This window comes from Lutibacter citreus, assembly GCF_003260195.1.
In the GTDB taxonomy this organism is placed as follows: Bacteria; Bacteroidota; Bacteroidia; order Flavobacteriales; family Flavobacteriaceae; genus Lutibacter; species Lutibacter citreus.
This window is the reverse complement of record NZ_QEIH01000005.1, coordinates 384,385-410,745: the sequence shown is the minus strand read 5'-3', so window position 1 is coordinate 410,745 and position 26,361 is coordinate 384,385. Positions and strand designations below refer to the sequence as shown.

Genomic DNA, 26,361 nt, shown 5'->3' with positions numbered 1-26,361 from the left:
AAATATGATGACTAAAAACTTAATTAAAGGAATTTTATTTGCAGGAGTTTTCTCAATGGCTATTTCTGTAAACGCACAAGATGCTGTAAAAAAAGTAAAACCAGCTCCAACACCTGAAAAATTATTGAAAAATTTTGATACTGATAAAAACGGTTCAATTAACAAAGCGGAAGCAGAAGCAAATAAAAACCAAAGTATTTTTAAAAAATTCGATAAAGTTGATGCTGATAAAAATGGTGAGATTTCTAAATCTGAATTACAAACAATGATTGACAAAAGAAACAATCAAAAAAAAGGAGGCAAAAAAGCTAAAAAAGTACAAGAATAATATAGTTTTTTAACTTTTTGCTTAAATAAAAAAGGCTATTTTCACTTTGAAAACAGCCTTTTTTTATATAAAATAAAATTTGAAATTACACTGGTTCTCCGTATAAATCAAATTCTGTAGCTGATATAATTTTAATATTTGCAAACTTACCAATTTGTACATAATGTTTGGTAGCATCAATTAAAACTTCATTATCAACATCTGGAGAATCAAATTCTGTTCTTCCAACAAATTCGTTTCCATCTTTTCGATCAATTAAAACTTTAAAAGTTTTACCTACTTTCTCTTGATTTAATTCAAAAGAAACCTGACTTTGAATATCCATTATTTCATTAACACGTTGTTGTTTTACATCTTCTGGAACATCATCCTCTAAATTTGCTGCGTGTGTATTTTCTTCGTGAGAATATGCAAATGCACCTAAACGTTCAAAACGCATATCTTTAACCCAATCTTTTAACTCCTGAAAAGCTTCTTCAGTTTCACCAGGATAACCAACTATTAAGGTTGTTCTAATGGCCATATCTGGAACTGATTTTCTAAATTCAGCAATTAAATTAGTTGTTTTTTTATGAGAAGTTCCTCTTCGCATTGACTTTAAAATATCGTCATTAATATGCTGTAATGGAATATCTAAGTAATTACAAACCTTTGGCTCATTATGTATAACTTCTAACACATCTAACGGAAAACCTGTTGGAAATGCATAATGCAAACGAATCCACTCAATACCTTCTACTTTAGCCAATTCTCTTAGTAAATCTGCCAAGGCTCTTTTTTTGTAGATATCTAATCCGTAATAGGTTAAATCTTGAGCAATTAAAATAAGTTCTTTTATACCCTTTTTAGCCAACTTTGTAGATTCAATAACTAAATCTTCAATTGGTGTTGAAACGTGTTTTCCTCGCATTAATGGAATAGCACAAAATGAACATGGTCTATCGCAACCCTCTGCAATTTTTAAATAAGCATAATGTGTTGGTGTAGTTGTTAAACGCTCTCCTACCAACTCATGTTTATAATCAGCATCTAAAACTTTTAAAAGGTTTGGTAAATCGTGAGTTCCAAAATATTCATCTACATTAGGAATCTCCTTTTGCAAATCTGGTTTATATCGTTCGCTTAAACAACCTGAAACATAAACTCTATCCACTTCACCTTGCTCCTTTTTATTTACATAATGCAAAATAGTATTTATTGACTCTTCTTTGGCATCTCCAATAAAACCACAAGTATTAATCACAACAATATTTCCATCGTCATTTTCATCTTCGTGAACAACATTTTTGTCATTTGCTTTTAATTGCCCCATTAAAACTTCACTGTCGTATATATTTTTAGAACAACCTAAGGTAACAACATTAATTTTATTTTCTTTTTTTGATTTTGTACGCACAAATAATAATTTTGAATTCTTAATTTCTGCAAAAGTAGTTAAACCATTTTAATTCAACAGAGTCTAAATAAAATACTATCTTTCATAATATCAATTAAATATACTCTTAATGAAAAAATTTGCTTTTGTTATAGTACTTTTTATAATTCTATCATTTCTTAGTTTTAAAAATTATGCATTAAAAAATTCAATTATTGGCTTTAATCAAAACTGGGCTTTTTTACCAAAATTAGATAACAATCTACTATTAAACATCAAAAGTTTAAAACCTGAAATGATAAGATATCCTGGAGGAACGCTTACTCATAAATGGAATTGGAAAACAGGTAAAAAGAAAGGGCTTAATAATTCAAACACGCATCCTATAGAAGATATAAAAAAGTTAGTTGATGCCACAAATGTTGAAATGATTTATGTTTTAGATATTGTACATAGTACTATTGATGATCAATTATTAATGTTAAATTCTATTAAAGAATTAGGCTTGGCAATTAAATATATTGAATTAGGAAATGAGCTTTATTCAAAAGATGAAAATTACGTTCAAAAATTTCCTTCTGGAAAAGAATATGCCGAAAAAGCTAAAAAATGGACATTACAATTAAAAGAAAAGTACCCAAATGCTAAAATTTCTGCTGTATTACAATGTAGAAACTCTAAATCCAAAAACAGGAGATTTAATGAATGGAACTTAAAAGTGATAAATGGAACTGAAGATGTGATTGACGCCTACACTTACCATGTTTATATTGCCAAAAATGGTACTTTTAAATCTCGAAAATTAGAATTTAATAAAATTATCAATACTGCCGGAACAGGATCTAAGGAATTATGGATTACAGAATATGGAAATCAAAATCATAGTTCACAAATAAATTATTATTCGGCACTTGATAGTTTAGCGAATTTCATTGAAAATCATCCTAAAGTTACTATTTCATTAAATCATAATATAGTAGGAAATGCTAAAAATAAAATCACTTCAGATGGAAATTCATTTACAACTGAAGGTCAATTATTTCTATCTAGACTTAAAAAATGATTCCAAAGACATTGTGAAATCAAGGGTAAATATTATTTCAACCTAGTACTAGACCCTAATTCCACTCCCTAAATAAATATTTTATCCTTTGAATAATTGATATTTGAATCACTATTAACTTTAAATATTATAATTATGAAAAAATTTATGATGATTACACTTTTCCTTTCAACTTTTGTTTTATTTGCTCAAGAAGAAAAAGGTATTTTAAAAATTGAGAATGAAATTATAGATTATGGAGACATTGCTCAAAACTCTAACGGTGAACGTACATTTACAATTTCAAACATTGGTAAAACACCTATTACAATTAATAAGGTTAAGGGAAGTTGCCAATGTACAGTTGTTACTAAACCATCTGAACCAATACTTCCCGGGAAAAGTGCTAAAATTGATGTAAAATATGCCACAAAAAATATTGGTAAGTTTTCAAAATCTGTTTCCTTATACTCAAATGCAACAGAGAAGGTAAAAGTATTAAGAATAAAAGGTAATGTAATTGCTTCAACAAAGTAGTGTCTTTAACATTAAAAACCAGTTTAAATGTCTTTAATTATCTACACTTTATTTAAACTGGTTTTTACTCAATTATTTTTGTTTAAATTGCTACATCAATGTTTAAAAAATATAGAATAATCTTTCTTTGTTGTTTCCTTTTCAGTTTAAACACATTTAGCCAGTTTAAATTTAAAGGTCAGGTAAATAATGATTTCTTTGAAACAAAAGCCTACTTAATTCTAATTGATGATTATAAAAAAGGTAATCTTTTTTTAACTGATCAAATTATTCAAGAAACAAATGTTGATAGCTTAGGATTTTTTCAATTTTCAGGTAATTTTCTATCCAATCAAAATAAATTTTATAAAATTCATATTGATCAATGCAATAATAGCATTAGTGATTATAAACATTTATTAAATAATTGTGCTGATAGTAGTTCTATTATTTTTATTGCAAATAATTCCGATACTATTTATTTTCCTTTAAATAATATTGATCAAATGTTTTGCTCTTTAGAGTTCTCCAGAACCCAAAATATTGCAATAAAAAAAATTGATTCAGTAAAAGAGGTACTTCTATACAATTTACAAGATTCTAGAAATGAAAAACAAAGAGAAATCTTATTTAATGAATTTATTAAAAAAATTCAAAATTTTAGCTTCTCACTAAATGAACCACTTACAGAACTTTATGCATATCAATTATACGCTAGTAGAACTTCTTTTTCAAGAGAATTATACATTAAGGATTTAAAAAATTCTAATTATTACAATAGTTTACTAAGCAGACTTAAAGAACAATACCCAACTTCAATTTACACTTCTCAATTTGAAAATGATTTGTTACTGGATGAACATTACCATATTGCTAAGAAAAGTTCTTATCTTGTGAGTTTACTTGTATTTTTAATAGCAATTTTAATAGCCTTTATAGTTTTAATTTTAAGAAAAAATAAAAAGAACACTATAGATTATAGAAAATTACTTTCTAAACAAGAACAAAAAATATTTGAATTAATGAATAAAGGTTTAGCTAATAAAGAAATAGCAGAAAACTTATTTATTAGTATAAGTACCGTTAAAACTCATATAAATAATATTTACACAAAACTAAAAATAAATTCAAGAAAGGATATTAGTCAATTCTTTTAGAAACAACTTAATTGTAGTTTTTACTTAAAAAAAGAATCTACAAATTCTATTTTATTAAAAACTTGTAAATCATCTATTCCTTCTCCAACTCCAATATATTTAACAGGGATTTGAAACTGATCTGAAATACCAATTACAACACCACCTTTAGCGGTTCCATCTAATTTAGTAACGGCTAACGAAGTTACTTCTGTAGCCAATGTAAACTGTTTTGCTTGCTCAAATGCATTTTGTCCGGTTGATCCATCTAACACCAATAAAACTTCATGAGGCGCATCGTCAACAACTTTTTGCATCACTCGTTTTATCTTAGTTAATTCATTCATTAAATTAACTTTATTATGCAATCTTCCAGCTGTATCAATAATAACTATATCTGCGTTTTGTGTTACTGCAGATTTTAACGTATCAAATGCAACCGAAGCAGGATCACTTCCCATTTCTTGACGAACTATTGGCACATCTACTCTATCTGCCCAAACTTGTAATTGATCAATTGCGGCAGCTCTAAATGTATCTGCTGCACCTAAAACAACTTTTTTACCAGCCTTTTTAAATTGAGAAGCCAACTTACCAATTGTTGTAGTTTTACCAACTCCATTAACACCAACAACCATAATAACGTAAGGTTTTTTACCTTCAGGAATTGTGAATTCGGTATCATTACCAACATTTGTTTCTGCTAATAAACCTGCTATTTCTTGGCGAAGGATAGAATTTAATTCATCAGTTCCTAAATATTTATCTTTAGCAACCCGTTTTTCAATTCTATCAATTACTTTTAAAGTTGTTTCAACACCAACATCTGAAGAAACCAATATTTCTTCTAAATTATCTAATACATCATCGTCAACTTTAGTTTTACCCGCAACTGCTTTTGATAACTTTGAAAAAAATGAAGTTTTACTTTTCTCAAGACCTTTGTCTAATGTTTCTTTTTTTTCTTTTGAAAATATTCTTTTAAATAAACTCATTTTATGTGTCAATTTTTTATTTTTCCCTTAATGTCACATAGAACATCTTAAATTAAACTTATTAAAGTTTTCAAAATATTGATAAAAGATGTTTCATACAATTTAGCATTGTAAATATATAAAAGAAAAGCTACTTTCAATGCAATTGAAAGTAGCTTTATAAATTATTTTGAAAGCAAAATTTATTTTTTGCTCAAAAAAGCTTTTACGTTGGCAGGATCCATAATAGATTCAACAAAAGTATAAGCTCCAGATTTTGGAGACTTAACCATTTTTATTGCTTTTGTTAATCTTTTTGCTCCTGTTTGCAATGATGCTACTGATTTCTTTGCCATGATCCTATATTATTTAATTTCTTTATGAACAGTCATTTTCTTCAAGATAGGATTGAATTTTTTAATTTCCATTCTATCAGGAGTATTCTTTTTATTCTTTGTAGTAATGTATCTAGAAGTTCCTGCTTTACCAGAAGCTTTATGCTCTGTACACTCTAAAATTACCTGAATTCTATTTCCTTTAGTCTTTGCCATTACCTAATTATTTTTTTAAGAAACCTTTTTCTCTTGCTTCTTTAACAACTGCAGAGATTCCTTTTTTATTAATATTCTTTAAAGCAGATGTAGATACTTTTAAAGTAACCCACTTATCTTCTTCAGGAATGTAAAAACGCTTTTTTATTAAATTCGCGTCAAATTTCCTTTTTGTTTTATTCATGGCGTGAGAAACATTGTTCCCAACCATTGCTTTTTTTCCAGTAAGTTCACAAACTCTAGACATAATTCTGTACCTTTTTTAATGTATTCTCAAAACGAGATGCAAAATTAATTCTTTAAATCTAAATAAACAAACTTATTTTACTAGTTTTTTAAAATTTCTTTTCTAAGCATTTCCAACCCCTTCACAGAAGCTCTATCTATTACCCTTTCTCTAGGTTTTCCAAAATAAAATTCTTCAGAAAAAACTTTAGTTGGTGTTGCAATTGCAATAAAAACAACGCCTACTGTTTTATCTGTTAAATCAGTGGTTGGGCCTGCATTACCTGTGGTAGCAATTGCATAATCTGTATTAAATTTTTGTTGAATTCCTTTCGCCATGGCCTCAGCTACTTCTCCACTAACTACTGAATATTTTTCTATTAATTTTTCATCTACATTCAATTCTAAAACTTTAATTCTTGAATTATAAGCTACAATAGAACCTATAAAATATGTTGAAGCTCCCGGAATTGCCGTTAAAAGTTTAGCAATATTACCTCCCGTACAACTTTCTGCTGTAGCTAATGTTTCATTTTTACTTTGTAATAACTTGCCTATTGCTACTTCAATTGTATCATGTTCATTATAACCAATAATTAATTCTGGAATAATTTTTTTTAATTTTTCAACTTCATCTTCAACACTTTTTTCTAGTATACTTTTATTTTGCCCTTTAGCAGATAAACGCAATCTTACCCTTCCATAATTTGGTAAATACGCAAGTTTAATATTTGAAGGAAGTTGATCTTCCCAATCTTCAATTTTTAAAGCAAGTGAACTCTCCCCCATACCATAGGTTAAAATGGTTTTATGAATTATATAAGGCAATTTAAATGTCTTAACTATTTTAGGTAAGACACTATCTTTAATTAACCCTTTCATTTCATTTGGTACGCCAGGTAATGAAATTACTACTTTGTTTTTAACTGTAAACCACATTCCTGGAGCAGTTCCCCAATTATTTTTTAAAGGAATACACTTTGAGGGAACCAATGCCTGATCACGATTTAATTTTGAAAAGGGATAATTTAACTTAGCAAACATAGCTTTAATATTTTCAATTACCTCTTCATTTATAACTAAGTGATCATTAAAATACTCAGCCAAGGTTAGCTTTGTAATATCATCTTTTGTAGGTCCTAAACCTCCTGTAATTATAATAATATCACTGTTTAACTGTGCTTGAGTTAATGCGCTAATAATATGCTCTTTATTATCTTGAATTGAAGTTATTTGATAAACGGAAACACCAATTTTATTTAATTCTTCGGCTATCCATTTTGAATTTGAATCTAATATCTGACCAATTAAAATTTCATCTCCTATTGTAATTATTTCTGCCTGCATTATTATATAAATATTTTTTATTAATTATTTCTTTTTTCACGCAACCTTTTGCCTTCATAAACATCTAATGAATAACAGACTAATTATAAAATTGATACCGCTATGATTTCACCAAATGAATTATCTGACAATGAACTGCTTGAAAATATTATTGATTGCTCCTTGAGCCCTACTTATTTAACACACGAAGTTCTCTTAAGACTTTCTTATATTTTAATTAAAAAATATGGCATTGAAGAAGCCATAAATAAAAACATTGAAATTAAAGAAAACTATTATAAAAATGCCCTTCATAATGATAAATTTAACTACACTTTAACTAAGGCCTACACTGAGATATTATATTATTTCATTCAAAATACAACTAAGAATGCTAGTTTTGAGAAAATATTACGTGATTTTCCAAGGTTAAGATATAATTTTAAAAACTTAGTAAAAACACATTATGGTTATAATATATTGAAAGAGCATCGTGAAAAAACTCCTGAATATAATGGTCCTATTTTATTTAATTTTTAAGATTATTTAATTTTTACTGAAAACGCTTCATTTTTTGAAATAGTTCCAGTTAATATATCATTTTCATAAACTTTTCCAACACCTGCTGGTGTTCCGGTAAACAATATATCTCCTTTTTTTAATGTAAAAAATTGAGAGACATAGGCTATTAATTCGTCTATTTTCCAAAGCATTGCATTTGTATTTCCTTCCTGCACTAAAGTTGAATTTTGATGCAATGTAAATTCTAAATTGTTTAAATCTCCTAAGTTTTCTTTAGCATAAAAATCACCTATTACTGCACTGCCATCAAAAGCTTTTGATTTTTCCCAAGACAATCCTTTTTCTCTAAGTTGATTTTGCAAATCTCTAGCTGTAAAATCAATTCCTAAACCAATTTCATCATAATATTTATGTGCAAATCGTTCATCAATATATTTACCTACTTTATTTATTTTTACCAATACTTCTACTTCAAAATGAATTTCATTTGAAAATGGAGGTATAAAAAATGGTTGTTTTTTTGCTAAAATTGCCGAATCTGGCTTTAAAAAAATAACTGGGTTTTCTGGTTTTTCGTTTTGTAATTCTTCTATATGTTTGGCATAATTACGACCAATACAAATTATTTTCATAATTCACTTTTTTTAATTTCTCCGAAGGGAAAAAGTTTAATTGTTTTGTTTAAAAAGTTTTAAACATCTAAATTAGTAAATAAAATATTTACTAAAAAACAACTCATGAAATTTATAAATATGCTAAACCTCAATATAAATTTTAAATTGCTTTCAACTTTATTTCTATTCTATGTCTCTTTCTAATTTTTTGGAATTTGGCTTATGTTAAAATCTTTAATTTTTTCAATAAATTTAAATTTGTTACTTTAAGTTATTGAGAGCTGCAATGGCTTAAATTAATAGAAATAGGCACTTTACCGCAATGATAAATTATATTATATGTTTAAATACTCTTATGAAATTTTATATTTTTTTGCTAATTTTATTAATTAAAATTTCGGCACCTACTTCATTTTTCTTTTCTACTAATCAACTAATTGTACAATCATAATCCTCTCTTTTAACAATTAATTTTTCATAATAAACAAACTACCCTACGGCAAATATTTCTTTTCAAAGTTTGGTTTTCGTTTTTCTAAAAAGGCATTTCTACCTTCTTTAGCTTCTTCTGTCATATACGCTAAACGTGTTGCTTCACCCGCAAATACTTGCTGCCCTACCATACCATCATCAGTTAAATTCATAGCAAATTTCAACATTTTAATAGATGTTGGTGATTTTTCTAAAACTTCTTGCGCCCATTGATATGCTGTATCCTCCAACTCATCATGGGGCACAACTGCATTTACCATTCCCATTTCAAAAGCTTCTTGTGCAGAATAATTTCTACCTAAAAAGAAAATTTCACGTGCTTTTTTCTGCCCAACCATTTTGGCTAAATATGCAGACCCATAACCACCATCAAAACTAGTTACATCAGCATCAGTTTGTTTAAAAATAGCATGTTCTTTACTTGCCAATGTCATGTCACAAACTACATGCAAACTATGTCCACCACCAACGGCCCAACCTGGTACCACAGCAATTACAACTTTTGGCATAAACCTTATTAAACGTTGTACATCTAAAATATTTAATCTGTGATATTTATCCTCACCTACATAACCTTGGTGACCTCTTACTGTTTGGTCTCCTCCACTACAAAAACTATAAACACCATCTTTTGTACTTGGCCCTTCAGCACTTAACAATACTACTCCAATATTTAAATCTTCTTGCGCATCATGAAAGGCTTCTAACAATTCACTTGTTGTTTTTGGTCTAAATGCATTTCTAACATTTGGTCTATTAAATGCTATACGTGCAACATTTCCACTTTTTTTATAAGTTATATCTTCAAATTCTTTAACTATTTTCCATTTAATATCGCTCATATTTGGTATAATTTTAGATGTAAAAATAATCTAATTTATTCTTTAACAAAGTCAATTTTTTTGAAAAAATAAAAAATGAGAAGCAACCAATTAAAAAAAAGGGAATCTATAAGTAAAATAAACGCTTCTAGCCCTTCTTTTTTGACCAATAAATTAGATGGAAACTAAGAAAAAAAAATAAAATAGTAACTTTGTCGAATAAATACGACTAACCTGTTATTTACAACACATTTGAATGAAAGTATTAAAGTCTGCATATAACCGTGATTGGGAGTTACCTTTAAAAATGAAAGTAAGTTTTAAGGCTGTTTTTAATTATTTAGAAATTATTTCTAAAGATAAAAAACATTACCTACAAGCATCAGCTAAAAACTTATTAGAAGAAATGGAAGCCTACCCTATCTTAAAGGAGGGATTTGAAGATATATCTATTTTAGAAAAATATAACAGCCAAATTGACAGATTATTAGATGTTTTGTTTCCAGATATTTTACAAACAAATGAAATAAAGGCTGTAACCATTCCTTTTGACTTTACTTCTTTTAAACTTTCTAAACGTTTTGAAAATATAATTAATGAAGCTGGTGAAAATTATAAATTTAAAGTTAAAAATTATGATGAATCTCAGGTATTTATCATGTCCTGTACTTTTATTTTAGCCTATTGTTACGATACAAATATAGATTTTAGAAGACCGTTTTATTATGAAATTCCAGATAAAAACGGAATAGAAAAATGTTATAGATCACTTTATAATGGAGATTTTTTTGAAGTAACACCGCTTAAAAATGCTCCGAAAATCACAAAAGAGGATATTGCACTTTTAATGGATAATTTTGACAATATTGATTTATGGTTAGAAAAATTCCCTCCTGATAGTTATTTATTTGAAGGATTTGGAATTATGAATTTATTTGATGTTTCAGCCGATCAATCCATTTCAAAAATTAAGGAAGATTTATTACGTGTTGATGAAAATACATTTTTAGAACTTGAAAAAAGTATTTCAAAGCTATATAATTCTCAAACTATTCAATTAGGTTTTTCTACTTATAGTATTGGTCAGAATAAAGTGAATTTTGACCATCATAAAACCGAAAAAAGTTTTATAAAGCATAATGAATGTAGTGATTTATGTGAAGAATTTTTCTGTGATGCTATTATTGGTAATGTTTTTGAAAAAAACGAAATTCTTGCTATTTCTAATATTGAAACTTACGGAAAAAGTACTAATTACAATAAATTTTATAAAAGTTTAAAAGACCAATTAATTGAAAGCATTATTTTAGTTCCCATTAAGTTAAAATATAATACTATGGGAATTTTAGAATTAGTTTCTACCAAAAAATATGAATTAAATTCTATAAATGCCAATAAATTAGAAGATGTTGTTCCTGTTTTTAAAATTGCGGTTGAACGCTATATGGAGGAATATGAGAATAAATTGGAATCTATAATTCAAGAAAATTATACTTCTTTACATCCTTCAGTAAAATGGAAGTTTTTTGAAGAAGTTGAAGATTACCTTAATAAATTAGATTCTAATCCAAAGGCAGAAATTAACCTAAAAGATATTATTTTTGAAAATGTTGTGCCTTTATATGGTCAATCAGATATTAAAGGTTCATCAACAGCAAGAAATGAAGCAATTCAACTTGATTTAGTTAAACAATTAAAATTAGCTTCAAAAGTTATTGAAAAAGCTAAAATAACTTACAACCTACCTATTTATAATGATTTATTGTTTAGAATAAATGAGTGTTTACAAAACATAAGAAAAGGATTAAATTCTGGTGATGAAGTTTCATTAACCGATTTTTTACAAAGAGATATTTATCCTGCTTTTAATCATTTAAAAGATTTAGACCCTAAATTTAAAGATGTTGTTAACGATTATATGTCTCATATAGATCCTGATATCCATGTTGTTTATGAGAAACGAAAAGATTATGAAAAAAGCGTAAATAAATTAAATGAGGAACTTGCTAAATTTATTGATCAAAAGCAGGATGAAGCTCAAGAAATGTTCCCTCATTATTTTGAACGTTATAAAACCGATGGTGTAGATTATAATATGTACATAGGCCAATCATTAGTTAAAGATAAAACCTATAATCCTATATATTTAGAAAACCTTCGTTTGTGGCAATTACAAATGATGTGCGAACTAGAAAATGTTGCCTTTAATTTACAATCTAAATTACAACACCCTTTAGAAGTAGCTAGTTTAATTTTAATACATAGCACACCACTAGCTATTAAATTTAGAATGGATGAAAAACGTTTTGATGTTGATGGCGCTTACAATATTCGTTACGAAATAATTAAAAAACGTATTGATAAAGCATTAATAAAAGGAACAAAAGAGCGTTTAACCCAGCCTGGTAAAATTGCAATTGTTTACAGCCAGCATAAAGATGTTCAAGAATATTTGAAGTACATTAACTACTTACAATCAAATAATTTCTTAAAATCCGATCCTATTGAATTTTTAGATTTACAAGACCTACAAGGTATAACAGGTTTAAAAGCAATACGTGTTAATGTAAATTATAATCAAGTAAATAAAAGTGAAACTTCAATTGACGATTTAATAGAGACTATTTCTGAACCTAAAAGTTAAATAGTAATTAGGTTATAAAGCACTATTTAAATATGCAAAAGAAATAATAAATGAAATTACTGATAACACAATACCTACCATAAAAATATTATAAGCAATTCTTAGTAATTTATATTTTCTCTGCAATACCAATCCTAAATAATATAAATCCATATTTAGTGATTTGTATAGGTATTCTTTATCTTTCATTAATTCATTCATACCATCTTGAAATTCTTCAATTGGCATTTTATGAAAGTTTCCGAAAAATAATAAATTCACTTTTTTATTTGCAACATCTTCTTTAGTAAATTCTCCTGAAGTTACTTTTGGCCTTGTTGAAAGAATTGAAAATATCATTGTTATAACAGTTATAACCAAAAACAATAAAGTTGGAGCTATTAAATAAGCGTTATCAGGTTTATCAAGTTTTGGAAATAAATTTGAAAGAGCAATAGACAAAATAATCGCACTTACAGATAGTAATATATTTGCCTTTGTATCTGCAATATCACTAAGTTTAATATGATTTCTTAATGTAACCTTGTACATTGTTTCTATCCCTTTTTCAGGACGCTCATCTTTCTCTTTTTTACGTTTTATCTCTTTCTTTTTTTGTTTCTTTTTCTTTTTCAGATCTTCTTCTCTTTTAAGATCTTTTTTTATTTTTAACCAATTTGAGATCTTTTGCTTATTTAATTTATTATAAACATAATCTGTAAAATATTTATGCTCTTCAATAAATTTAAGATTTTGTTGCAACCACTCAACATCTGTAAACGATTTATTACAAAACTGCTCCCATTCAACTCTTAATAAACTTGTTTTTTCTTTAAAATCACTTGTACCTATGTGAAACAAATCTGCATCGCAAATAATTTCATCAAGTAGAGATTTTGGTTTTTGAGGCATTTTTGTAGCATCAATAATAGAACAAACTTTGGCTATCTTAGTCTCCGAAAATTTAATTTCTTTTAAATATTTTGAAGCAATTTTTTTACTAACCTCTTCATGTTTTTCCGCTCCATTTATAATTCCAATATCATGAAACCAACAAGCAAGAAACAAAACTTCCTTATCCTCATCAGAAATATTTAATGCGTTTGCTATTTCACTTGCAGCTTTTACAACTTCTACAGAATGATTATAATTATGATAAACTGCTTCAACGGGCAGTTCCTTTTTAAAAGTATTAAACACAAATGTTTTTACTTCCTTAAAAAAATTATTTTCTAACATATTTCAAAAATAGTATTATTCAAAAGTACATAATTTTATGTACTTTTAAATTTTTTAAATGAATAGTAAAACATGAGTCGATATTTTATTGATAAACTTTCAATTTTAACATTATTTATCTTGTTATATGGGTGCGCTACCTATGATGCACAGTATAATAAAAATGAAATAAATTGGAGTTCCAACACCCCTTCTTATTCTTCAGATATTGAACATACTTTTTATTTAATTGGTGATGCTGGTAATGTTAGTTTTAATGAACAACTTTCTCATCTACACATTCTTAAAAATGAATTAAATGAAGCTTCTAAAAACTCAACTGTATTATTTTTAGGAGATAATTTATACCCAAATGGGCTTGTAAAAAAAGACAACCCTAATAGAGAGTTAGCAGAACACAGATTAAATGTTCAATTTGATTTAGTTAAAAATTATAAAGGAAATACAATTTTTATCCCTGGTAATCATGATTATTATTCAAATGGAATTAAAGGATTAAAACGACAAGAAGAGTACATAACTAAGCATCTTGGCAAAAATACGTTTCTTCCAAAAGATGGATGTCCCTTAAAAAAAGTAGAAATATCTGATGAAACAGTTCTAATAATTGTTGATTCTCAATGGTATTTAGAAGATTGGGACAAAAACCCTACAATAAACGATGATTGTGATATTAAATCTAGAGCTGCCTTTTTTGATGAATTTGAAAGTTTAATTAAAAAAAATGAATCAAAAACTGTTTTAATTGCTTTACACCATCCAATGTTTACAAATGGGGCACATGGCGGACAATATTCTATAAAAAAACACTTGTACCCAATAAATAACAAAATAGTATTACCTATAATAGGTTCTTTAATAAACGTTATAAGAAAAACGAGTGGTATTTCACCTCAAGACATAAACAATCCTATTTATCAAGAATTAAAAAAACGGTTGGTTACTATATCTCAAAAAGCCTCAAAAACTATTTTTATATCTGGGCATGATCATAACTTACAGTATATTAAAAAAGACGGAAAACCACAAATTATAAGTGGTAGTGGCTCTAAAATAAATGCTGCTAGAACTATAAATGGTGGTTTATTTTCTTACGGAGGAAAAGGATATGCTAAATTAGTAAAGTATAAAAATGGCGCTTCACAAGTTTTATTTTATGCCGTAAATAACAACAAACAAGAAATAATCTACAAAACTGAAATTTTCCCTCCTTCAGAGGACACTGAATTTATAAATTACCCAAAACAATTTTCAGATACTATTAATTCTTCAATTTACACAACAAAAGAAATTAATAAAAGTGCCGTTCACAAATTCTTTTGGGGAGATCATTACCGAAATTATTATGGTTCAAAAATTTCTGCAAAAACGGTTAACTTAGATACATTAATGGGAGGCTTAACACCAACTCGAAAAGGAGGAGGAAACCAATCCAGATCAATACGTTTAGAAGATAAAAATGGAAAGGAATATGTAATGAGAGCCTTAAGAAAAAGCGCAACACAATACATGCAAGCCGTTGCATTTAAAAACCAATATATTGAAGGTCAGTTTGATGATACTTATGCCGAAAGTTTATTGTTGGATATTTACACAGCTGCACATCCTTACGCTCCTTTTACCATTGGTACTTTAGCAGATGCCATTGATATTTACCATACCAACCCTAAATTATATTATATTCCAAAGCAAAATGCCTTAAAACAATTTAATAATGAGTTTGGAAACGAGTTATATATGATTGAAGAAAGAACAACTAAAGGGCATAGTGATTTAGCAAGTTTTGGGTATTCTAAAGATTTAATAAGTACTGATGACTTACTTAAAGAATTAAGAAAATCTGACGATAATAGTGTTGATGAAAAAACATATATAAGAGCCCGCTTATTTGATATGGTAATTGGTGATTGGGACAGACATGAAGATCAATGGCGTTGGGCTGAATTTAAAGATGGTAAAAAAACTATTTACAAACCAGTTCCTAGAGATAGAGATCAGGCATTCTCTAAAAATGATGGATTAATTTTAGGCTTTTTAACCAGAGCTATTCCTGCATTAAAATTAATGCAGGTGTATGATAGTGAAATACGAAATGTAAAGTGGTTTAATTTAGAACCTTATCCATTAGATATTTCACTTATTAACAAATCTACCTATAAAGATTGGCTTAAAGAAGCTGAGTATATTCAAAAAAATATTACTGATGAAGTTATTAATAATGCCATAAATCAAATGCCACCTGAGGTTATTGGCAAAACAACAACTGAAATTAAAACAAAATTAAAAGGACGTTTAAAAAACCTTAAAAAAACAGCAAAGACATATTATAAATACTTTTCTAAGTATGCTGTTGTTAAAGGAAATGACAAGGATAATTGGTTTGAAATAACAAGACTTGAAAATGGAGTAACAAACGTTAAAATTTTTAATATTAAAAAAGGAGAAAAAGGCACTAAAACATTTGAAAAAGATTATTTCAAAAAAGAAACTAACGAAATTTGGATTTATGGTCTTGATGATGAAGATACTTTTATTGCTACTGGAGTTAAAAACAATTTAATACCAATAAAAATTGTTGGCGGTCAAAACAATGATGTTTACCAAATAAAAAATGGAAAACGTATAACAATTTACGATTACAAATCAAAACAAAATACGTTTAAAATTAATAACGCAAAACAACGATTAACAAACAACTATAAAACGAATATTTACGATTATAAAAAAATTAAATACAGTCAAAATCAACTAATTCCTTCTATAGGTTCAAATCCAGATGATGGATTTAAAATTGGAATTAACAATATTTATACCGTGTATGGTTTTGATCGAAATCCGTTTACACAACAACACACCTTAAATGCTCAATATTACTTTGCAACAAGTGGGTTTGATCTAAATTACAATGTTGAAATTGCAAACGTATTTAAAAATTGGAACTTATTGTTCGAATCTCGGTTCACAAGTCCTAACTTTAGTATTAATCATTATGGCTTTGGAAATGAAACTATAAATTATGAAGAAATTTTTAATGATAATTACCACCGTGTAAAAATCAGTCAAAAAGAAATAAAAATGTCTGCCAAATGGACAGGTAGAATGGGAGCTCAAATTAAAATAGGAGCTTCAATTAAAGATATTGAACCTGAAAACACCAAAAATAGATACATTAATATAATACCTAATTTTATTGAACAACATAAAACATATGCAGGATTGTACACTTCCTATCTTTTTGAAAACAGCAATAATAAAGCATTTTCAACCTTAGGAATGAGTATTTCTCTAAAAGCAGGATGGAAAACAAACATCAACAATTCTAAAGAAAATAATGGATATATTACCCCCTCTTTAAGCTTTAATTATAAATTAATTCCTAGCGGAAAACTTGTTTTAGCAACTAAACTAAAAAGTAACATAATAATTGGTGATACTTTTGAGTTTTATAATGCGGCAAGTATTGGAGGAAATGATGGCTTAAGAGGATATAGAAATCAACGATTTATTGGTAATCAATCTTTTTATCAAAATACTGATTTAAGATTTGATTTAAGAAAAGTAAAAACCGAATTAGTACCTCTTCAACTTGGTTTTTATGGTGGCTTTGATTATGGAAGAGTATGGTTAGATAATGAAAAATCTAATGATTGGAAAACTTCATATGGTGGCGGCTTATGGATGGTTGGCGCTGATATGATTAACCTTAATATAGGTGTATTTAACTCTACTGAAGGTCCTTATTTTAAATTTGGTTTGGGCTTTGGTTTTTAAAAACTTGAAAATTAATTTATGAAAAATTTTATTTTAGTATCTCTATTTGTATTTATTTCAACTCAAGTATTCTCTCAGAATATTAAAACGCGAAAAATTAATTCTGAAATACTGCAAACTGAACGATCTTTAAAAATATATGTTCCACCTGGTTATTCTAGTGAAGGATCGGAAATGTATCCGCTAACAATTGTAATGGATGCAGAACTTTTATTTAATCTTTATGTTGGTAATTCAATCCTTTTTTCAGCCAAGGACAACGCACCTGAGCAAATAATTGTTGGGATAAATCAAAACCAAAATAACGAACGCTATGAAGATTGCTCATACAATGATGAAAATAGCTTACCAACAAGTGATGGAGAAGCCTTTTATCAGTTTATTAAACTTGAATTAATGGATTATTTAGAAGAAAATTATAGAATATCTCCTTTTAAAACCATTGTTGGTAATACCTTAACAGCTAATTACACAAATTACTTTTTTATTGAAGAGTATCCTACTTTTAATGCTTTCATAAATATAAACCCATATTATGGATTGGATATTCCGTTAATGCTTAACAGAAAAGCAAATTCAATAAAAAATGAAAATTTTTACTATTATTTAAGTAATGGAGAATACAATCCTAAAAAATACAGTACCATTATTGATGATGCAAACTCTTTGTTAGATTCTTTAAATAATAAAAATTTCAGATACAAATACGAAAAATTTGAAAACTCAACTAAAACAGAATCTATTGGAAAATCAATACCCGGAGCCTTGGCATTTATTTTTGAAATGTACTCTTCTATTTCAAAAGAAGAATTTGATCAGAACATTAAAGACCTTTCCCCTGCCGATGCAATTGCTTATTTAGAAAAAAAATATGTTGAAATAGATTACTTGTTCGGAAGTAATTTAAAAATTAGAGAAAAGGATATATTTGTAATAGAATCTATTATTTTAGATAAAGAAAATGGTGATTATCTAAAAAGTTTTGGAGAAATGATTAATAGACTCCATCCAGATTCTCCCATTGGAGACTATTATATTGGTAGATATTATGAAACAGGTAAAAAATATAAAATGGCCTTACGTTATTTTAAAAGTGGATATATGAAACTTCATAAAGGAGATCCAAATTCTGATGGCTATTACGAAAACATTGAAAGAGTACTGCAAAAAAGAGATGGTACTTATATTGAAGAAACCCCAAACGAAAACTAATGAAAAATACTATTTTAACACTCGCTTTATTTTTAAACTCATTTTTATTTTACGCTCAAGAAGACAATGCAGTAACTGTAAATTTACCATCAGCACAAAAATATAATTTTACTACTGTTGTAGATATTGAAGCATCTGCCGTAAAAAGCCAAGGAAATACGGGAACTTGCTGGAGTTTTTCTGGTTCATCCTTTCTAGAATCTGAAATTTTTAGAAACACAGGTGAATTAATTGATCTTTCAGAAATGTATACTGTAAGACAAACCTACCCAACAAAAGCTTGGGATTATGTAATGCGCCAAGGAAAAATTCAATTTAGCGAAGGAGGTTTAGCTCATGATGTTCTTAATTCTGTTAAAAATTATGGTTTAGTTCCTCAAAATGCTTTTACAGGTTTAAAAAATAATGCAACAAAATATGACCATTCTTTAATTGTACCTGCAATAAAAGAGGTGTTAGATGCTTACATAAAAAATGGTAGTAATTCTAAATACCCTGATTGGAAATCATCTGTAGATTCTATTTTAAATAGCCACTTAGGAAACGTACCTAAATCTTTTGTTTACAATGGTATTACTTATACCCCTGAATCATTCCTTAAAAAAACTAAAGTAAAAACAACTGATTATGTTACGTTAACTTCTTTTTTACACCAACCATATAATAGTAGCTTTATTCTAAATATTCCTGATAATTTTTCAAACGGAATGTTTTACAATATCCCTTTAAATGAATTGGTATCAATTACTGATAGAGCTCTAAAAAAAGGATTTACTATTGCTTTAGATTGTGATGTATCAGAAAAAACATTTTCTCCAAAAAATGGTATTGCTATAATTCCAAATAATCCAGAAAACAATAAAAAAGGATTGACTTATATTGTAAAAGAAAAAGAAATTACTCCGGAGTTTAGACAACATGAATTTGAAAATTATAATACTACAGATGACCATTTAATGCATATTGTTGGTATGGTAAAAGATCAAAAAGGGAATGAATACTATAAGGTTAAAAACTCTTGGGGAGGTAATAGTGAACGCATTGGGAACAATGGTTATGTTTATATGAGTAAAGCCTTCTTTAAGTTAAAAACCATCTCAATATTTGTTCATAAAAATGGATTAAAAAAGAGTTTAAAAAAAGAGTTAAATATTTAACTTCTAAATTATCACATAAAATGTCTGAATAAAAATAACTCAGGATTGAATTCAATCCTGAGTTATTTTATTTTAATAAACGTAGTGTATTATAAATTATGATTTATCTAAAAATATAGCGTTCTAATTCTCCATCATTATTTAACATTTCAATTCTTAAAACATCACCATCAGATTTCCCAGTAATCATATCATTTACATCATCAACAGTATGAACTTTTTCTCCATTTATAGCTATAATTACAAATCCTTTTTCAACTCCATAATACAATAACTCTTTATTTGTAATATCAGAAATTTTCACTCCATTTTCAATATCTAACTTATTTAATTCTTTTTTATTTAAATTTTTCAATTCTAAACCTAAAGAAGATACCTTGCTCATTTCGTTTTTACTTAAAACTACATTAGTACTCTTCTCCGCTCCATCTCTCACAAAAGTTACCTTAATTGAATCTCCCGGTCTTTTTGTGTTTAAAAAACCTGTTAAATCTGCATATGAAGTAATTTTCACATCATTTGCTTTAATTATAATATCATCTTTCTTTAAGCCTGCTTTCTCTGCTCCAGACTCTTCAATTACGCTTGATATATAGAATCCTTCAGCTAAATCAATATCTAAATTCTCAGCAACTTTACCATTTAACTCTCCTCCTTGAACACCTAAAATTGCTTTTTGAACATTTCCAAATTCCATTAAATCTTCAATAACCTTTTTAGCTATATTTGAAGGTACTGCAAAAGAATACCCCACAAATGATCCCGTAGTTGAAGAAATTGCAGTATTTATACCAATTAATTCTCCTTTTGAATTAACAAGTGCTCCACCACTATTTCCTGGATTAACGGCTGCATCTGTTTGTAGAAAAGAATCTGTAATATTTCCATTTCCTTTTAAATCACGACCCTTTGCACTTATAATCCCAGCTGTTACTGTTGAAGTTAAATTATAAGGATTTCCAACAGCTAATACCCATTCACCTACTTTTACATTATCTGAATTTGCAAAAGTTATATATGATAAATCATCTTCATCAATTTTTAACAATGCAATATCATTATTAGAATCTGAACCTACCAATTTAGCTTTGTACACTTTTTTATCATTTAAAGTTACTTCAATATCTGTAGCTCCTTTAATAACATGATTATTTGTAATTATATATCCATCTGAAGAGAAAATTACTCCACTTCCTGTTCCTACCTGTGAATATTTTTTAGCTCCACTCCCCTGCCCGTAAAATAACTCTGCAAAAGGATCTCTTACAGTTTTATAAGAAGTGTTCTTTACGTGAACAACTGCATTTAAAGTTTTTTCTGCAGCGACAGTGAAATCCGTATTTTCAATTGATGTTGCCCTTGTATTTGTGAAATTAGTTGCTACAGTAACCGGACTTGTTTCCATAGTATTTTCTAATACAACTTGAGGTTTTTCTATAAATAATTTATAAGACCCTAAAGTTAAAGCTCCACCCAGTGCCGAAAACAGCACAATACTTAATATTTTTTTCATTGTTATGGTTTTTTTATAAATTAACACTCAAAATTAAAGAATTATTCTATTCACAAAACTGCTTTAACTCTTTGTTAACGCTCATTTAACTGATTTTAACACCAATAGATTTCTCTTAATAATTTACCTAAAATAATTTAGTTGAATTTATTACATTTGCAACAATGAATGTACATTTTTATAAATACCAGGGAACAGGAAATGATTTTATCATGATTGATAATAGAGATTTGTCATTTCCAAAAGAGAACGTAAATCTTATAAATAGTTTATGTGATAGACGTTTTGGTGTAGGAGCTGATGGCTTAATTTTATTAGAACCTTCTAAAAAAGAAGATTTTACGATGGTATACTTTAATGCTGACGGGAATGAAGGTAGTATGTGTGGTAACGGCGGACGATGCTTAGTTGCTTTTGCAAAACAGCTTAATATCATAGACGAGAATACCACATTTGATGCTATTGATGGATTACATCACGCAACAATTAAAAACGGCATTGTAAGTTTAAAAATGATTGATGTAAACACCATTCAAGTATCAGAAGAATATTCATTTTTAAATACAGGTTCACCACACCACATTAGTTTTTGTGATAACGTTTCTAATATTAATGTAAAAGAATTAGGCGCTCAAATAAGATATGGTGCTCCTTATTTTAAGGAAGGGACAAATGTAAATTTTGCTGAAAAAACTAATTCAAATTCTTTTAAAGTTAGAACTTATGAAAGAGGTGTTGAAGATGAAACGTTAGCTTGTGGAACTGGAGTAACGGCAGTTGCAATTGCAGCTCACAAAACAAACATAACAACTAATAATCAAATAAAACTTGAAGTATTAGGTGGAAATTTAGAGGTTTCATTTGATGTAAATGAAAACACTTATACAAATGTCTATTTAACAGGACCTGCAAAATTTGTTTTTGAAGCGGAAATCAATATTTAATGTCTATACTAGTTGGTGAAAATATTGTTTTAAGAGCTCTAGAGCCCGAAGATATTGACTTCTTATTTTCAACTGAAAATAATGAGGACTTTTGGGAAGTTAGCAGTACTCAAGCACCATTTTCTAGATATATTCTGAAAAGATATTTAGAAAATGCACATCAAGATATTTATGAAGCCAAACAATTACGTTTTGTAATTTGTGATACTGATAGCAATTCTGTAGGCATGATTGATTTGTTTGACTTTGACCCTCAGCATAAAAGAGTTGGTATAGGAATTTTAATTTTACCTAATTATCAAAACCACGGGTTTGGTAAAGAAGCTTTAGAACTAATAATTGACTATGCTTTTGTGTATTTAAATGTTCATCAAATATTTGCTAATATTACTTCTGAAAATAAAACGAGCATAACCCTTTTTGAAAAATTTAATTTCAAACCAGTAGGTGTAAAAAAAGATTGGATATTCTCTAATTCAACCTATAAAGATGAAATCCTTTACCAATTAATTAAAAAATAAAATGAACTTAAAAAGAATTATTATTTTAATAATTAGTCTATTACTAATTATTGGTGGAGTTTTAGCTTTTAATTATTACACTAAAATATACAAACCAAATACTGTAAAAGATGGTTTTGTATACATTCCTACCAATAGTAATTACCAAGATATTGAAAATATACTACGTCCTTTTCTTAAAAGAGTAAAACCATTTACGTGGGTTGCAAATAAAAAAAATTACCATAATGTTATAAAACCTGGTAAATATCACATTAAGGAAGGAATGAATAATAATGATTTAGTAAACCTTTTAAGAAGCGGAAAACAAACAACAGTTAAATTATCATTCAACAATCAAGACTCTTTTGAAAAATTAGCAGGTAGAATCTCTGAGCAAATTGAAGCTGATTCAATTTCATTATTAAATTCTTTCACAGAAACTGATTTTATAATTAAAAATGGGTTTCATAAAAATAATTCCTTAAGCATGTATATTCCTAATACTTACGAGTTTTATTGGAATACATCTGCTAATGAATTTAGAAAAAAAATGCTTCAAGAGTTTAATCATTTTTGGAGTCCTTCAAAATTACAAAAAGCAAAAAAACTAAATTTATCTAAATTTGAAGTAATAACTTTAGCCTCTATAGTTCAAAAAGAAACAGCAGATATAAGCGAAAGACCTATAGTTGCTGGTTTATATTTAAACAGACTTAAAGGTAAATGGCCTTTACAGGCAGATCCAACAATAATTTTTGCTTTGAAAAAAAAATTAGGCAATACTGTTGTTATTAAAAGAGTCTTAACAAAAGATATAGAAATAGACTCCCCTTATAATACCTATAAAAATCAAGGTCTTCCTCCTGGCCCAATTTCAATGCCAGATATTTCATCTATAAATGCAGTTCTAAATCCTGCAATACACCAATACTATTTTATGTGCGCAAGCGTTACCAATATAGGTAAACATGAATTTGCGAAAACGTTATCACAACACAACAAAAATGCGTTTAAATATCAAAATTGGTTAAACAAACAAGGTGTTAATAGATAAATTATAGTTTTCTCAAATAAATAATTTATATTTTTTTTGAAATTTTTAATTTTCAACCACAATATGTTAAATAATTCACAATAACTAAGGAGTTTTGTTAAATATGTATTAACAAAAAATATTTTAACAGGTATTTGTTGCAGGTATTAATATTTATGTTAATTTTGCAGGCTTAAATTTACAAGGATATTAAAACCTTTAAATTATGAAAAAAGTAAAAATATTATTAAGTTTACTTCTATTAATTGTTTTTGTTTCTAGTTTTTCAGAAAGCAAAACTTTTAATTTGAATTCAAAAAATGTTCATTTTTACAAATCTTCAGTTCCTAGCGAAGACGAAAGTAATTCAGAATCTATTAACATACCATTTACCGGAAATTCATTTAATGGTTTTAGAGAAGCTGTTGGCTTTAAAGAATCACAAGGTAAATATGAAACAGTAAACACATTAGGCTATTTAGGAAAGTATCAATTTGGAAAATCTACATTAGAACGTTTCAAAATTTACAACACAACAACATTTCTTAACAATCCTGAATTACAAGAAGAGGCGTTTGTTGCTTTGTGTTCATTAAACAAATGGATATTAAGAAAAGACATTAAGAGAAGTGTTGGAAAAAAAATAAACGGAGTAGAAATTACAGAATCTGGTATTTTAGCTGCAGCTCACTTAGCAGGCGCTGGTAATGTGAAAAAATATTTGAGAAGTTACGGACAAAATACATTTAAAGATGCTTACGGCTCTTCGCTTCAACATTATTTAAAAGAATTCTCTGGTTTTGATACTAGCTTTATTGAAGCAAATCAAAAACCAGTAGTTTAACCTTTATTTATATAATGTAGCTATTATAGCAGCTAATTTATTTTATAAAAGTTGCTTTTTTTAATACCAAATTAATTTTTGGAATTAGACTTATTGTTAAATTTATCTCAATAATTACATTAAGCAACAGCATATTAAGTGATTAAGCTATTATAAAAATCATCCATTTAGGAAATGGCTGGTTTTTAAGTCTCATAAATCATAAACCACAATACTTACTATTGTGGTTTTTTTCATTTTAACCTATAACTATTGTTTTATTACAATTAGTTTTCTCTATGCTAGTGCTACTTTTACTTTCACTACGCTCCTACACTATATTAAAAAGCTATAAATATTGAAAGAGAAACATTCTCGCTTTATAAAACTACTCAAAAAGTTAATAAATTAGAAAAACTTAAATAAACTAATATGAATTTACTAAATCCAATCACATTTCACCTAATAATACTAAAATAAATAGAAAACATAAGGTTTAGCTTTGAAATAAAACGCATAATTTACCCAAAAGAATAGATTTTTTATTTATTTTTTTCAATATCTTTGCATTATTAAAAGCCTTCCCCATAATTACAAATTGTTACGGAGAGAATTTGTAATTCGCTAAAAAACATAAATATCATTCATTTTTTAAAAATTTAGTATTGCTTTTAAAGTTCTCCAAAATAGGAATTTTATTAAATAAAATTTCACCGCTTTAAATCACTGTATTACAGTTTTTTAAAAGCCCTAGTGTCTTTATTTTTAAAAAATTTTAAAAATAGAGTAGGATTTTCTATGCTTATATCTAAAATATTTATATATTTGAACTATTATTAATTATTTAACCCTTAGCAAAATGAAAAACATAAAATTAATTTTCGGAATATTACTAGTTGCAGGATTTTTCGCAACTATTGCAATGACTAATAATTCTTCAGACAATCAAGCAATTAGAAAAGATAAAATAATTATACCTAGACAAGGATAATATTACTTAATCTCTTTTAAATCATATACCATAATATATTAATATTATGGTTTTTTTGTTGTTATCTTTTAAATCTAGTTTTTTTATTTATATTTGATTCAAATAAAAAGTGTAAAATTTAATAATGAAAAATCAAAAGAGAAAATCTTTATTATTAGGAAGTTTCATTATTCTTTTAATAATATCAACCCCATATCTTTTATATCTATACCGAGCAATCCCTCCTAATATTGAAACATATGATATGTTTTTCGGCACCTTAAAAGGCGGATATTATGGAGATGTACAAAGTTTTTTATATACTTTTTTTGGAAAATTTGTTCCTTTTTTATTTTTAATAATTTGGTTTATTACCAATAAGCATTGGTGGGTACATGTCTTAATAATCCCTATTTCAGTTTACCTATTTCAATTAATAGCCGTTATAAATGATAGTGAACTATATGTTGATGAAATTGAATTTATTTACACTGTTCCAATTGCTGTTTTAATAATGGTAATCTTATATTTTCTTAGAAGTAAAATGTCAATTTATATTCAAGCAGTAGATCTAAAAAAAGAAATGGATGAGAATATGAATTTTACTGATAAAATCTAACACTATATTAAATACAAAAAATATTCTCTATT

General features: G+C 27.5%; 25 protein-coding genes. 15 read left to right on the top strand and 10 right to left on the bottom strand.

Annotated elements, in window-relative coordinates; translation table 11 throughout:
• The first annotated feature begins 4 nt into the window (after nt 1-4).
• On the top strand, nt 5-328 hold the full coding sequence (locus DAD81_RS12725) for an EF-hand domain-containing protein (RefSeq protein ID WP_111708651.1): 324 nt from the start codon (nt 5-7) through the stop codon (nt 326-328).
• Between the two features lie 85 nt (nt 329-413).
• Here DAD81_RS12725 and rimO read toward each other — a convergent pair whose 3' ends face one another.
• Nucleotides 414-1,724, bottom strand: coding sequence for a 30S ribosomal protein S12 methylthiotransferase RimO (gene rimO, locus DAD81_RS12720; protein ID WP_111708650.1), 1,311 nt, complete (start codon nt 1,722-1,724; stop codon nt 414-416).
• A gap of 109 nt (nt 1,725-1,833) precedes the next feature.
• On the opposite strand from rimO, the gene DAD81_RS12715 reads away from it, so the two are divergent.
• From DAD81_RS12715 to DAD81_RS20885, 3 genes are all read left to right on the top strand, one after another.
• Nucleotides 1,834-2,766 carry a glycosyl hydrolase gene (locus tag DAD81_RS12715; protein ID WP_111708649.1) on the top strand — a complete coding sequence of 311 codons (933 nt, stop codon included), beginning with the start codon at nt 1,834-1,836 and terminating at the stop codon, nt 2,764-2,766.
• A 135-nt stretch (nt 2,767-2,901) separates the two neighbouring features.
• Nucleotides 2,902-3,282: a DUF1573 domain-containing protein gene (locus DAD81_RS12710; RefSeq protein WP_111708648.1), complete on the top strand. Its 381-nt coding sequence runs from the start codon at nt 2,902-2,904 to the stop codon at nt 3,280-3,282.
• Nucleotides 3,283-3,380: 98 nt separating this feature from the next.
• On the top strand, nt 3,381-4,418 hold the full coding sequence (locus DAD81_RS20885; protein ID WP_111708647.1) for a response regulator transcription factor: 1,038 nt from the start codon (nt 3,381-3,383) through the stop codon (nt 4,416-4,418).
• Nucleotides 4,419-4,438: 20 nt separating this feature from the next.
• On the opposite strand, the gene ftsY is transcribed toward DAD81_RS20885, so the two are convergent.
• The 5 genes from ftsY to DAD81_RS12680 form a co-directional block, all read right to left on the bottom strand.
• Nucleotides 4,439-5,392, bottom strand: coding sequence for a signal recognition particle-docking protein FtsY (gene ftsY, locus DAD81_RS12700; protein WP_111708646.1), 954 nt, complete (start codon nt 5,390-5,392; stop codon nt 4,439-4,441).
• Between the two features lie 182 nt (nt 5,393-5,574).
• Nucleotides 5,575-5,727 (bottom strand): DUF4295 domain-containing protein, encoded by a 153-nt coding sequence (locus DAD81_RS12695; RefSeq protein WP_111708645.1) that lies wholly within the window; start codon nt 5,725-5,727, stop codon nt 5,575-5,577.
• 9 nt (nt 5,728-5,736) lie between these two features.
• Nucleotides 5,737-5,922 carry a 50S ribosomal protein L33 gene (gene rpmG / locus DAD81_RS12690; protein WP_111708644.1) on the bottom strand — a complete coding sequence of 62 codons (186 nt, stop codon included), beginning with the start codon at nt 5,920-5,922 and terminating at the stop codon, nt 5,737-5,739.
• A 7-nt stretch (nt 5,923-5,929) separates the two neighbouring features.
• Nucleotides 5,930-6,169: a 50S ribosomal protein L28 gene (rpmB, locus tag DAD81_RS12685; RefSeq protein WP_111708643.1), complete on the bottom strand. Its 240-nt coding sequence runs from the start codon at nt 6,167-6,169 to the stop codon at nt 5,930-5,932.
• An 80-nt stretch (nt 6,170-6,249) separates the two neighbouring features.
• Entirely contained in the window at nt 6,250-7,494 is a 1,245-nt protein-coding gene (locus tag DAD81_RS12680) for a competence/damage-inducible protein A (RefSeq protein ID WP_111708642.1), read from the bottom strand.
• Nucleotides 7,495-7,596: 102 nt separating this feature from the next.
• Here DAD81_RS12680 and DAD81_RS12675 point away from each other — a divergent pair, with 102 nt between their 5' ends.
• On the top strand, nt 7,597-8,013 hold the full coding sequence (locus DAD81_RS12675; RefSeq protein WP_111708641.1) for a hypothetical protein: 417 nt from the start codon (nt 7,597-7,599) through the stop codon (nt 8,011-8,013).
• Nucleotides 8,014-8,015: 2 nt separating this feature from the next.
• Here DAD81_RS12675 and DAD81_RS12670 read toward each other — a convergent pair whose 3' ends face one another.
• Nucleotides 8,016-8,627 (bottom strand): fumarylacetoacetate hydrolase family protein, encoded by a 612-nt coding sequence (locus DAD81_RS12670; protein WP_111708640.1) that lies wholly within the window; start codon nt 8,625-8,627, stop codon nt 8,016-8,018.
• A gap of 476 nt (nt 8,628-9,103) precedes the next feature.
• Nucleotides 9,104-9,943: a 1,4-dihydroxy-2-naphthoyl-CoA synthase gene (locus DAD81_RS12665; RefSeq protein ID WP_111708639.1), complete on the bottom strand. Its 840-nt coding sequence runs from the start codon at nt 9,941-9,943 to the stop codon at nt 9,104-9,106.
• Between the two features lie 235 nt (nt 9,944-10,178).
• On the opposite strand from DAD81_RS12665, the gene DAD81_RS12660 reads away from it, so the two are divergent.
• Entirely contained in the window at nt 10,179-12,566 is a 2,388-nt protein-coding gene (locus tag DAD81_RS12660) for a GAF domain-containing protein (RefSeq protein ID WP_111708638.1), read from the top strand.
• 12 nt (nt 12,567-12,578) lie between these two features.
• Here DAD81_RS12660 and DAD81_RS12655 read toward each other — a convergent pair whose 3' ends face one another.
• Nucleotides 12,579-13,784, bottom strand: coding sequence for a Pycsar system effector family protein (locus tag DAD81_RS12655; RefSeq protein ID WP_111708637.1), 1,206 nt, complete (start codon nt 13,782-13,784; stop codon nt 12,579-12,581).
• A gap of 72 nt (nt 13,785-13,856) precedes the next feature.
• Here DAD81_RS12655 and DAD81_RS12650 point away from each other — a divergent pair, with 72 nt between their 5' ends.
• From DAD81_RS12650 to DAD81_RS12640, 3 genes are read left to right on the top strand one after another with little or no spacing between them, the layout of a single operon-like run.
• Nucleotides 13,857-17,555 (top strand): metallophosphoesterase, encoded by a 3,699-nt coding sequence (locus tag DAD81_RS12650; RefSeq protein ID WP_111708636.1) that lies wholly within the window; start codon nt 13,857-13,859, stop codon nt 17,553-17,555.
• 18 nt (nt 17,556-17,573) lie between these two features.
• A complete protein-coding gene (locus DAD81_RS12645) occupies nt 17,574-18,767 on the top strand; it encodes an alpha/beta hydrolase (RefSeq protein ID WP_111708635.1) in 1,194 nt (397 codons plus the stop codon).
• Nucleotides 18,767-19,924, top strand: coding sequence for a C1 family peptidase (locus DAD81_RS12640; protein WP_111708634.1), 1,158 nt, complete (start codon nt 18,767-18,769; stop codon nt 19,922-19,924). The genes DAD81_RS12645 and DAD81_RS12640 overlap by 1 nt, the downstream gene beginning before the upstream one ends.
• Nucleotides 19,925-20,027: 103 nt before the next feature.
• On the opposite strand, the gene DAD81_RS12635 is transcribed toward DAD81_RS12640, so the two are convergent.
• A complete protein-coding gene (locus DAD81_RS12635; RefSeq protein ID WP_111708633.1) occupies nt 20,028-21,437 on the bottom strand; it encodes a trypsin-like peptidase domain-containing protein in 1,410 nt (469 codons plus the stop codon).
• Nucleotides 21,438-21,601: 164 nt separating this feature from the next.
• Between DAD81_RS12635 and dapF the strand changes: the two genes are divergently transcribed.
• From dapF to DAD81_RS12610, 6 genes are all read left to right on the top strand, one after another.
• On the top strand, nt 21,602-22,381 hold the full coding sequence (gene dapF, locus DAD81_RS12630; RefSeq protein WP_111708632.1) for a diaminopimelate epimerase: 780 nt from the start codon (nt 21,602-21,604) through the stop codon (nt 22,379-22,381).
• Nucleotides 22,381-22,902, top strand: a complete 522-nt coding sequence (locus tag DAD81_RS12625) for a GNAT family N-acetyltransferase (RefSeq protein ID WP_111708631.1) — start codon at nt 22,381-22,383, stop codon at nt 22,900-22,902. The genes dapF and DAD81_RS12625 overlap by 1 nt, the downstream gene beginning before the upstream one ends.
• A 1-nt stretch (nt 22,903) precedes the next feature.
• Entirely contained in the window at nt 22,904-23,938 is a 1,035-nt protein-coding gene (gene mltG, locus DAD81_RS12620) for an endolytic transglycosylase MltG (RefSeq protein WP_111708630.1), read from the top strand.
• A gap of 205 nt (nt 23,939-24,143) precedes the next feature.
• Nucleotides 24,144-24,761, top strand: coding sequence for a peptidoglycan-binding protein LysM (locus DAD81_RS12615; protein ID WP_111708629.1), 618 nt, complete (start codon nt 24,144-24,146; stop codon nt 24,759-24,761).
• Nucleotides 24,762-25,599: 838 nt separating this feature from the next.
• Entirely contained in the window at nt 25,600-25,731 is a 132-nt protein-coding gene (locus tag DAD81_RS21145; protein WP_262511276.1) for a hypothetical protein, read from the top strand.
• Nucleotides 25,732-25,855: 124 nt separating this feature from the next.
• Nucleotides 25,856-26,329 carry a hypothetical protein gene (locus DAD81_RS12610; RefSeq protein ID WP_111708628.1) on the top strand — a complete coding sequence of 158 codons (474 nt, stop codon included), beginning with the start codon at nt 25,856-25,858 and terminating at the stop codon, nt 26,327-26,329.
• Nucleotides 26,330-26,361: the final 32 nt, after the last annotated feature.

Excerpts from the sequence above, each read along its gene's own strand:
- DAD81_RS12725 (WP_111708651.1), top strand. The coding sequence starts at position 5 with ATGATGACTAAAAACTTAATTAAAGGAATTTTATTTGCAGGAGTTTTC.
- DAD81_RS12715 (WP_111708649.1), top strand. The coding sequence starts at position 1,834 with ATGAAAAAATTTGCTTTTGTTATAGTACTTTTTATAATTCTATCATTT.
- DAD81_RS12710 (WP_111708648.1), top strand. The coding sequence starts at position 2,902 with ATGAAAAAATTTATGATGATTACACTTTTCCTTTCAACTTTTGTTTTA.
- DAD81_RS20885 (WP_111708647.1), top strand. The coding sequence starts at position 3,381 with ATGTTTAAAAAATATAGAATAATCTTTCTTTGTTGTTTCCTTTTCAGT.
- ftsY (WP_111708646.1), bottom strand. The coding sequence starts at position 5,392 with ATGAGTTTATTTAAAAGAATATTTTCAAAAGAAAAAAAAGAAACATTA.
- DAD81_RS12695 (WP_111708645.1), bottom strand. The coding sequence starts at position 5,727 with ATGGCAAAGAAATCAGTAGCATCATTGCAAACAGGAGCAAAAAGATTA.
- rpmG (WP_111708644.1), bottom strand. The coding sequence starts at position 5,922 with ATGGCAAAGACTAAAGGAAATAGAATTCAGGTAATTTTAGAGTGTACA.
- rpmB (WP_111708643.1), bottom strand. The coding sequence starts at position 6,169 with ATGTCTAGAGTTTGTGAACTTACTGGAAAAAAAGCAATGGTTGGGAAC.
- DAD81_RS12680 (WP_111708642.1), bottom strand. The coding sequence starts at position 7,494 with ATGCAGGCAGAAATAATTACAATAGGAGATGAAATTTTAATTGGTCAG.
- DAD81_RS12675 (WP_111708641.1), top strand. The coding sequence starts at position 7,597 with ATGATTTCACCAAATGAATTATCTGACAATGAACTGCTTGAAAATATT.
- DAD81_RS12670 (WP_111708640.1), bottom strand. The coding sequence starts at position 8,627 with ATGAAAATAATTTGTATTGGTCGTAATTATGCCAAACATATAGAAGAA.
- DAD81_RS12665 (WP_111708639.1), bottom strand. The coding sequence starts at position 9,943 with ATGAGCGATATTAAATGGAAAATAGTTAAAGAATTTGAAGATATAACT.
- DAD81_RS12660 (WP_111708638.1), top strand. The coding sequence starts at position 10,179 with ATGAAAGTATTAAAGTCTGCATATAACCGTGATTGGGAGTTACCTTTA.
- DAD81_RS12655 (WP_111708637.1), bottom strand. The coding sequence starts at position 13,784 with ATGTTAGAAAATAATTTTTTTAAGGAAGTAAAAACATTTGTGTTTAAT.
- DAD81_RS12650 (WP_111708636.1), top strand. The coding sequence starts at position 13,857 with ATGAGTCGATATTTTATTGATAAACTTTCAATTTTAACATTATTTATC.
- DAD81_RS12645 (WP_111708635.1), top strand. The coding sequence starts at position 17,574 with ATGAAAAATTTTATTTTAGTATCTCTATTTGTATTTATTTCAACTCAA.
- DAD81_RS12640 (WP_111708634.1), top strand. The coding sequence starts at position 18,767 with ATGAAAAATACTATTTTAACACTCGCTTTATTTTTAAACTCATTTTTA.
- DAD81_RS12635 (WP_111708633.1), bottom strand. The coding sequence starts at position 21,437 with ATGAAAAAAATATTAAGTATTGTGCTGTTTTCGGCACTGGGTGGAGCT.
- dapF (WP_111708632.1), top strand. The coding sequence starts at position 21,602 with ATGAATGTACATTTTTATAAATACCAGGGAACAGGAAATGATTTTATC.
- DAD81_RS12625 (WP_111708631.1), top strand. The coding sequence starts at position 22,381 with ATGTCTATACTAGTTGGTGAAAATATTGTTTTAAGAGCTCTAGAGCCC.
- mltG (WP_111708630.1), top strand. The coding sequence starts at position 22,904 with ATGAACTTAAAAAGAATTATTATTTTAATAATTAGTCTATTACTAATT.
- DAD81_RS12615 (WP_111708629.1), top strand. The coding sequence starts at position 24,144 with ATGAAAAAAGTAAAAATATTATTAAGTTTACTTCTATTAATTGTTTTT.
- DAD81_RS21145 (WP_262511276.1), top strand. The coding sequence starts at position 25,600 with ATGAAAAACATAAAATTAATTTTCGGAATATTACTAGTTGCAGGATTT.
- DAD81_RS12610 (WP_111708628.1), top strand. The coding sequence starts at position 25,856 with ATGAAAAATCAAAAGAGAAAATCTTTATTATTAGGAAGTTTCATTATT.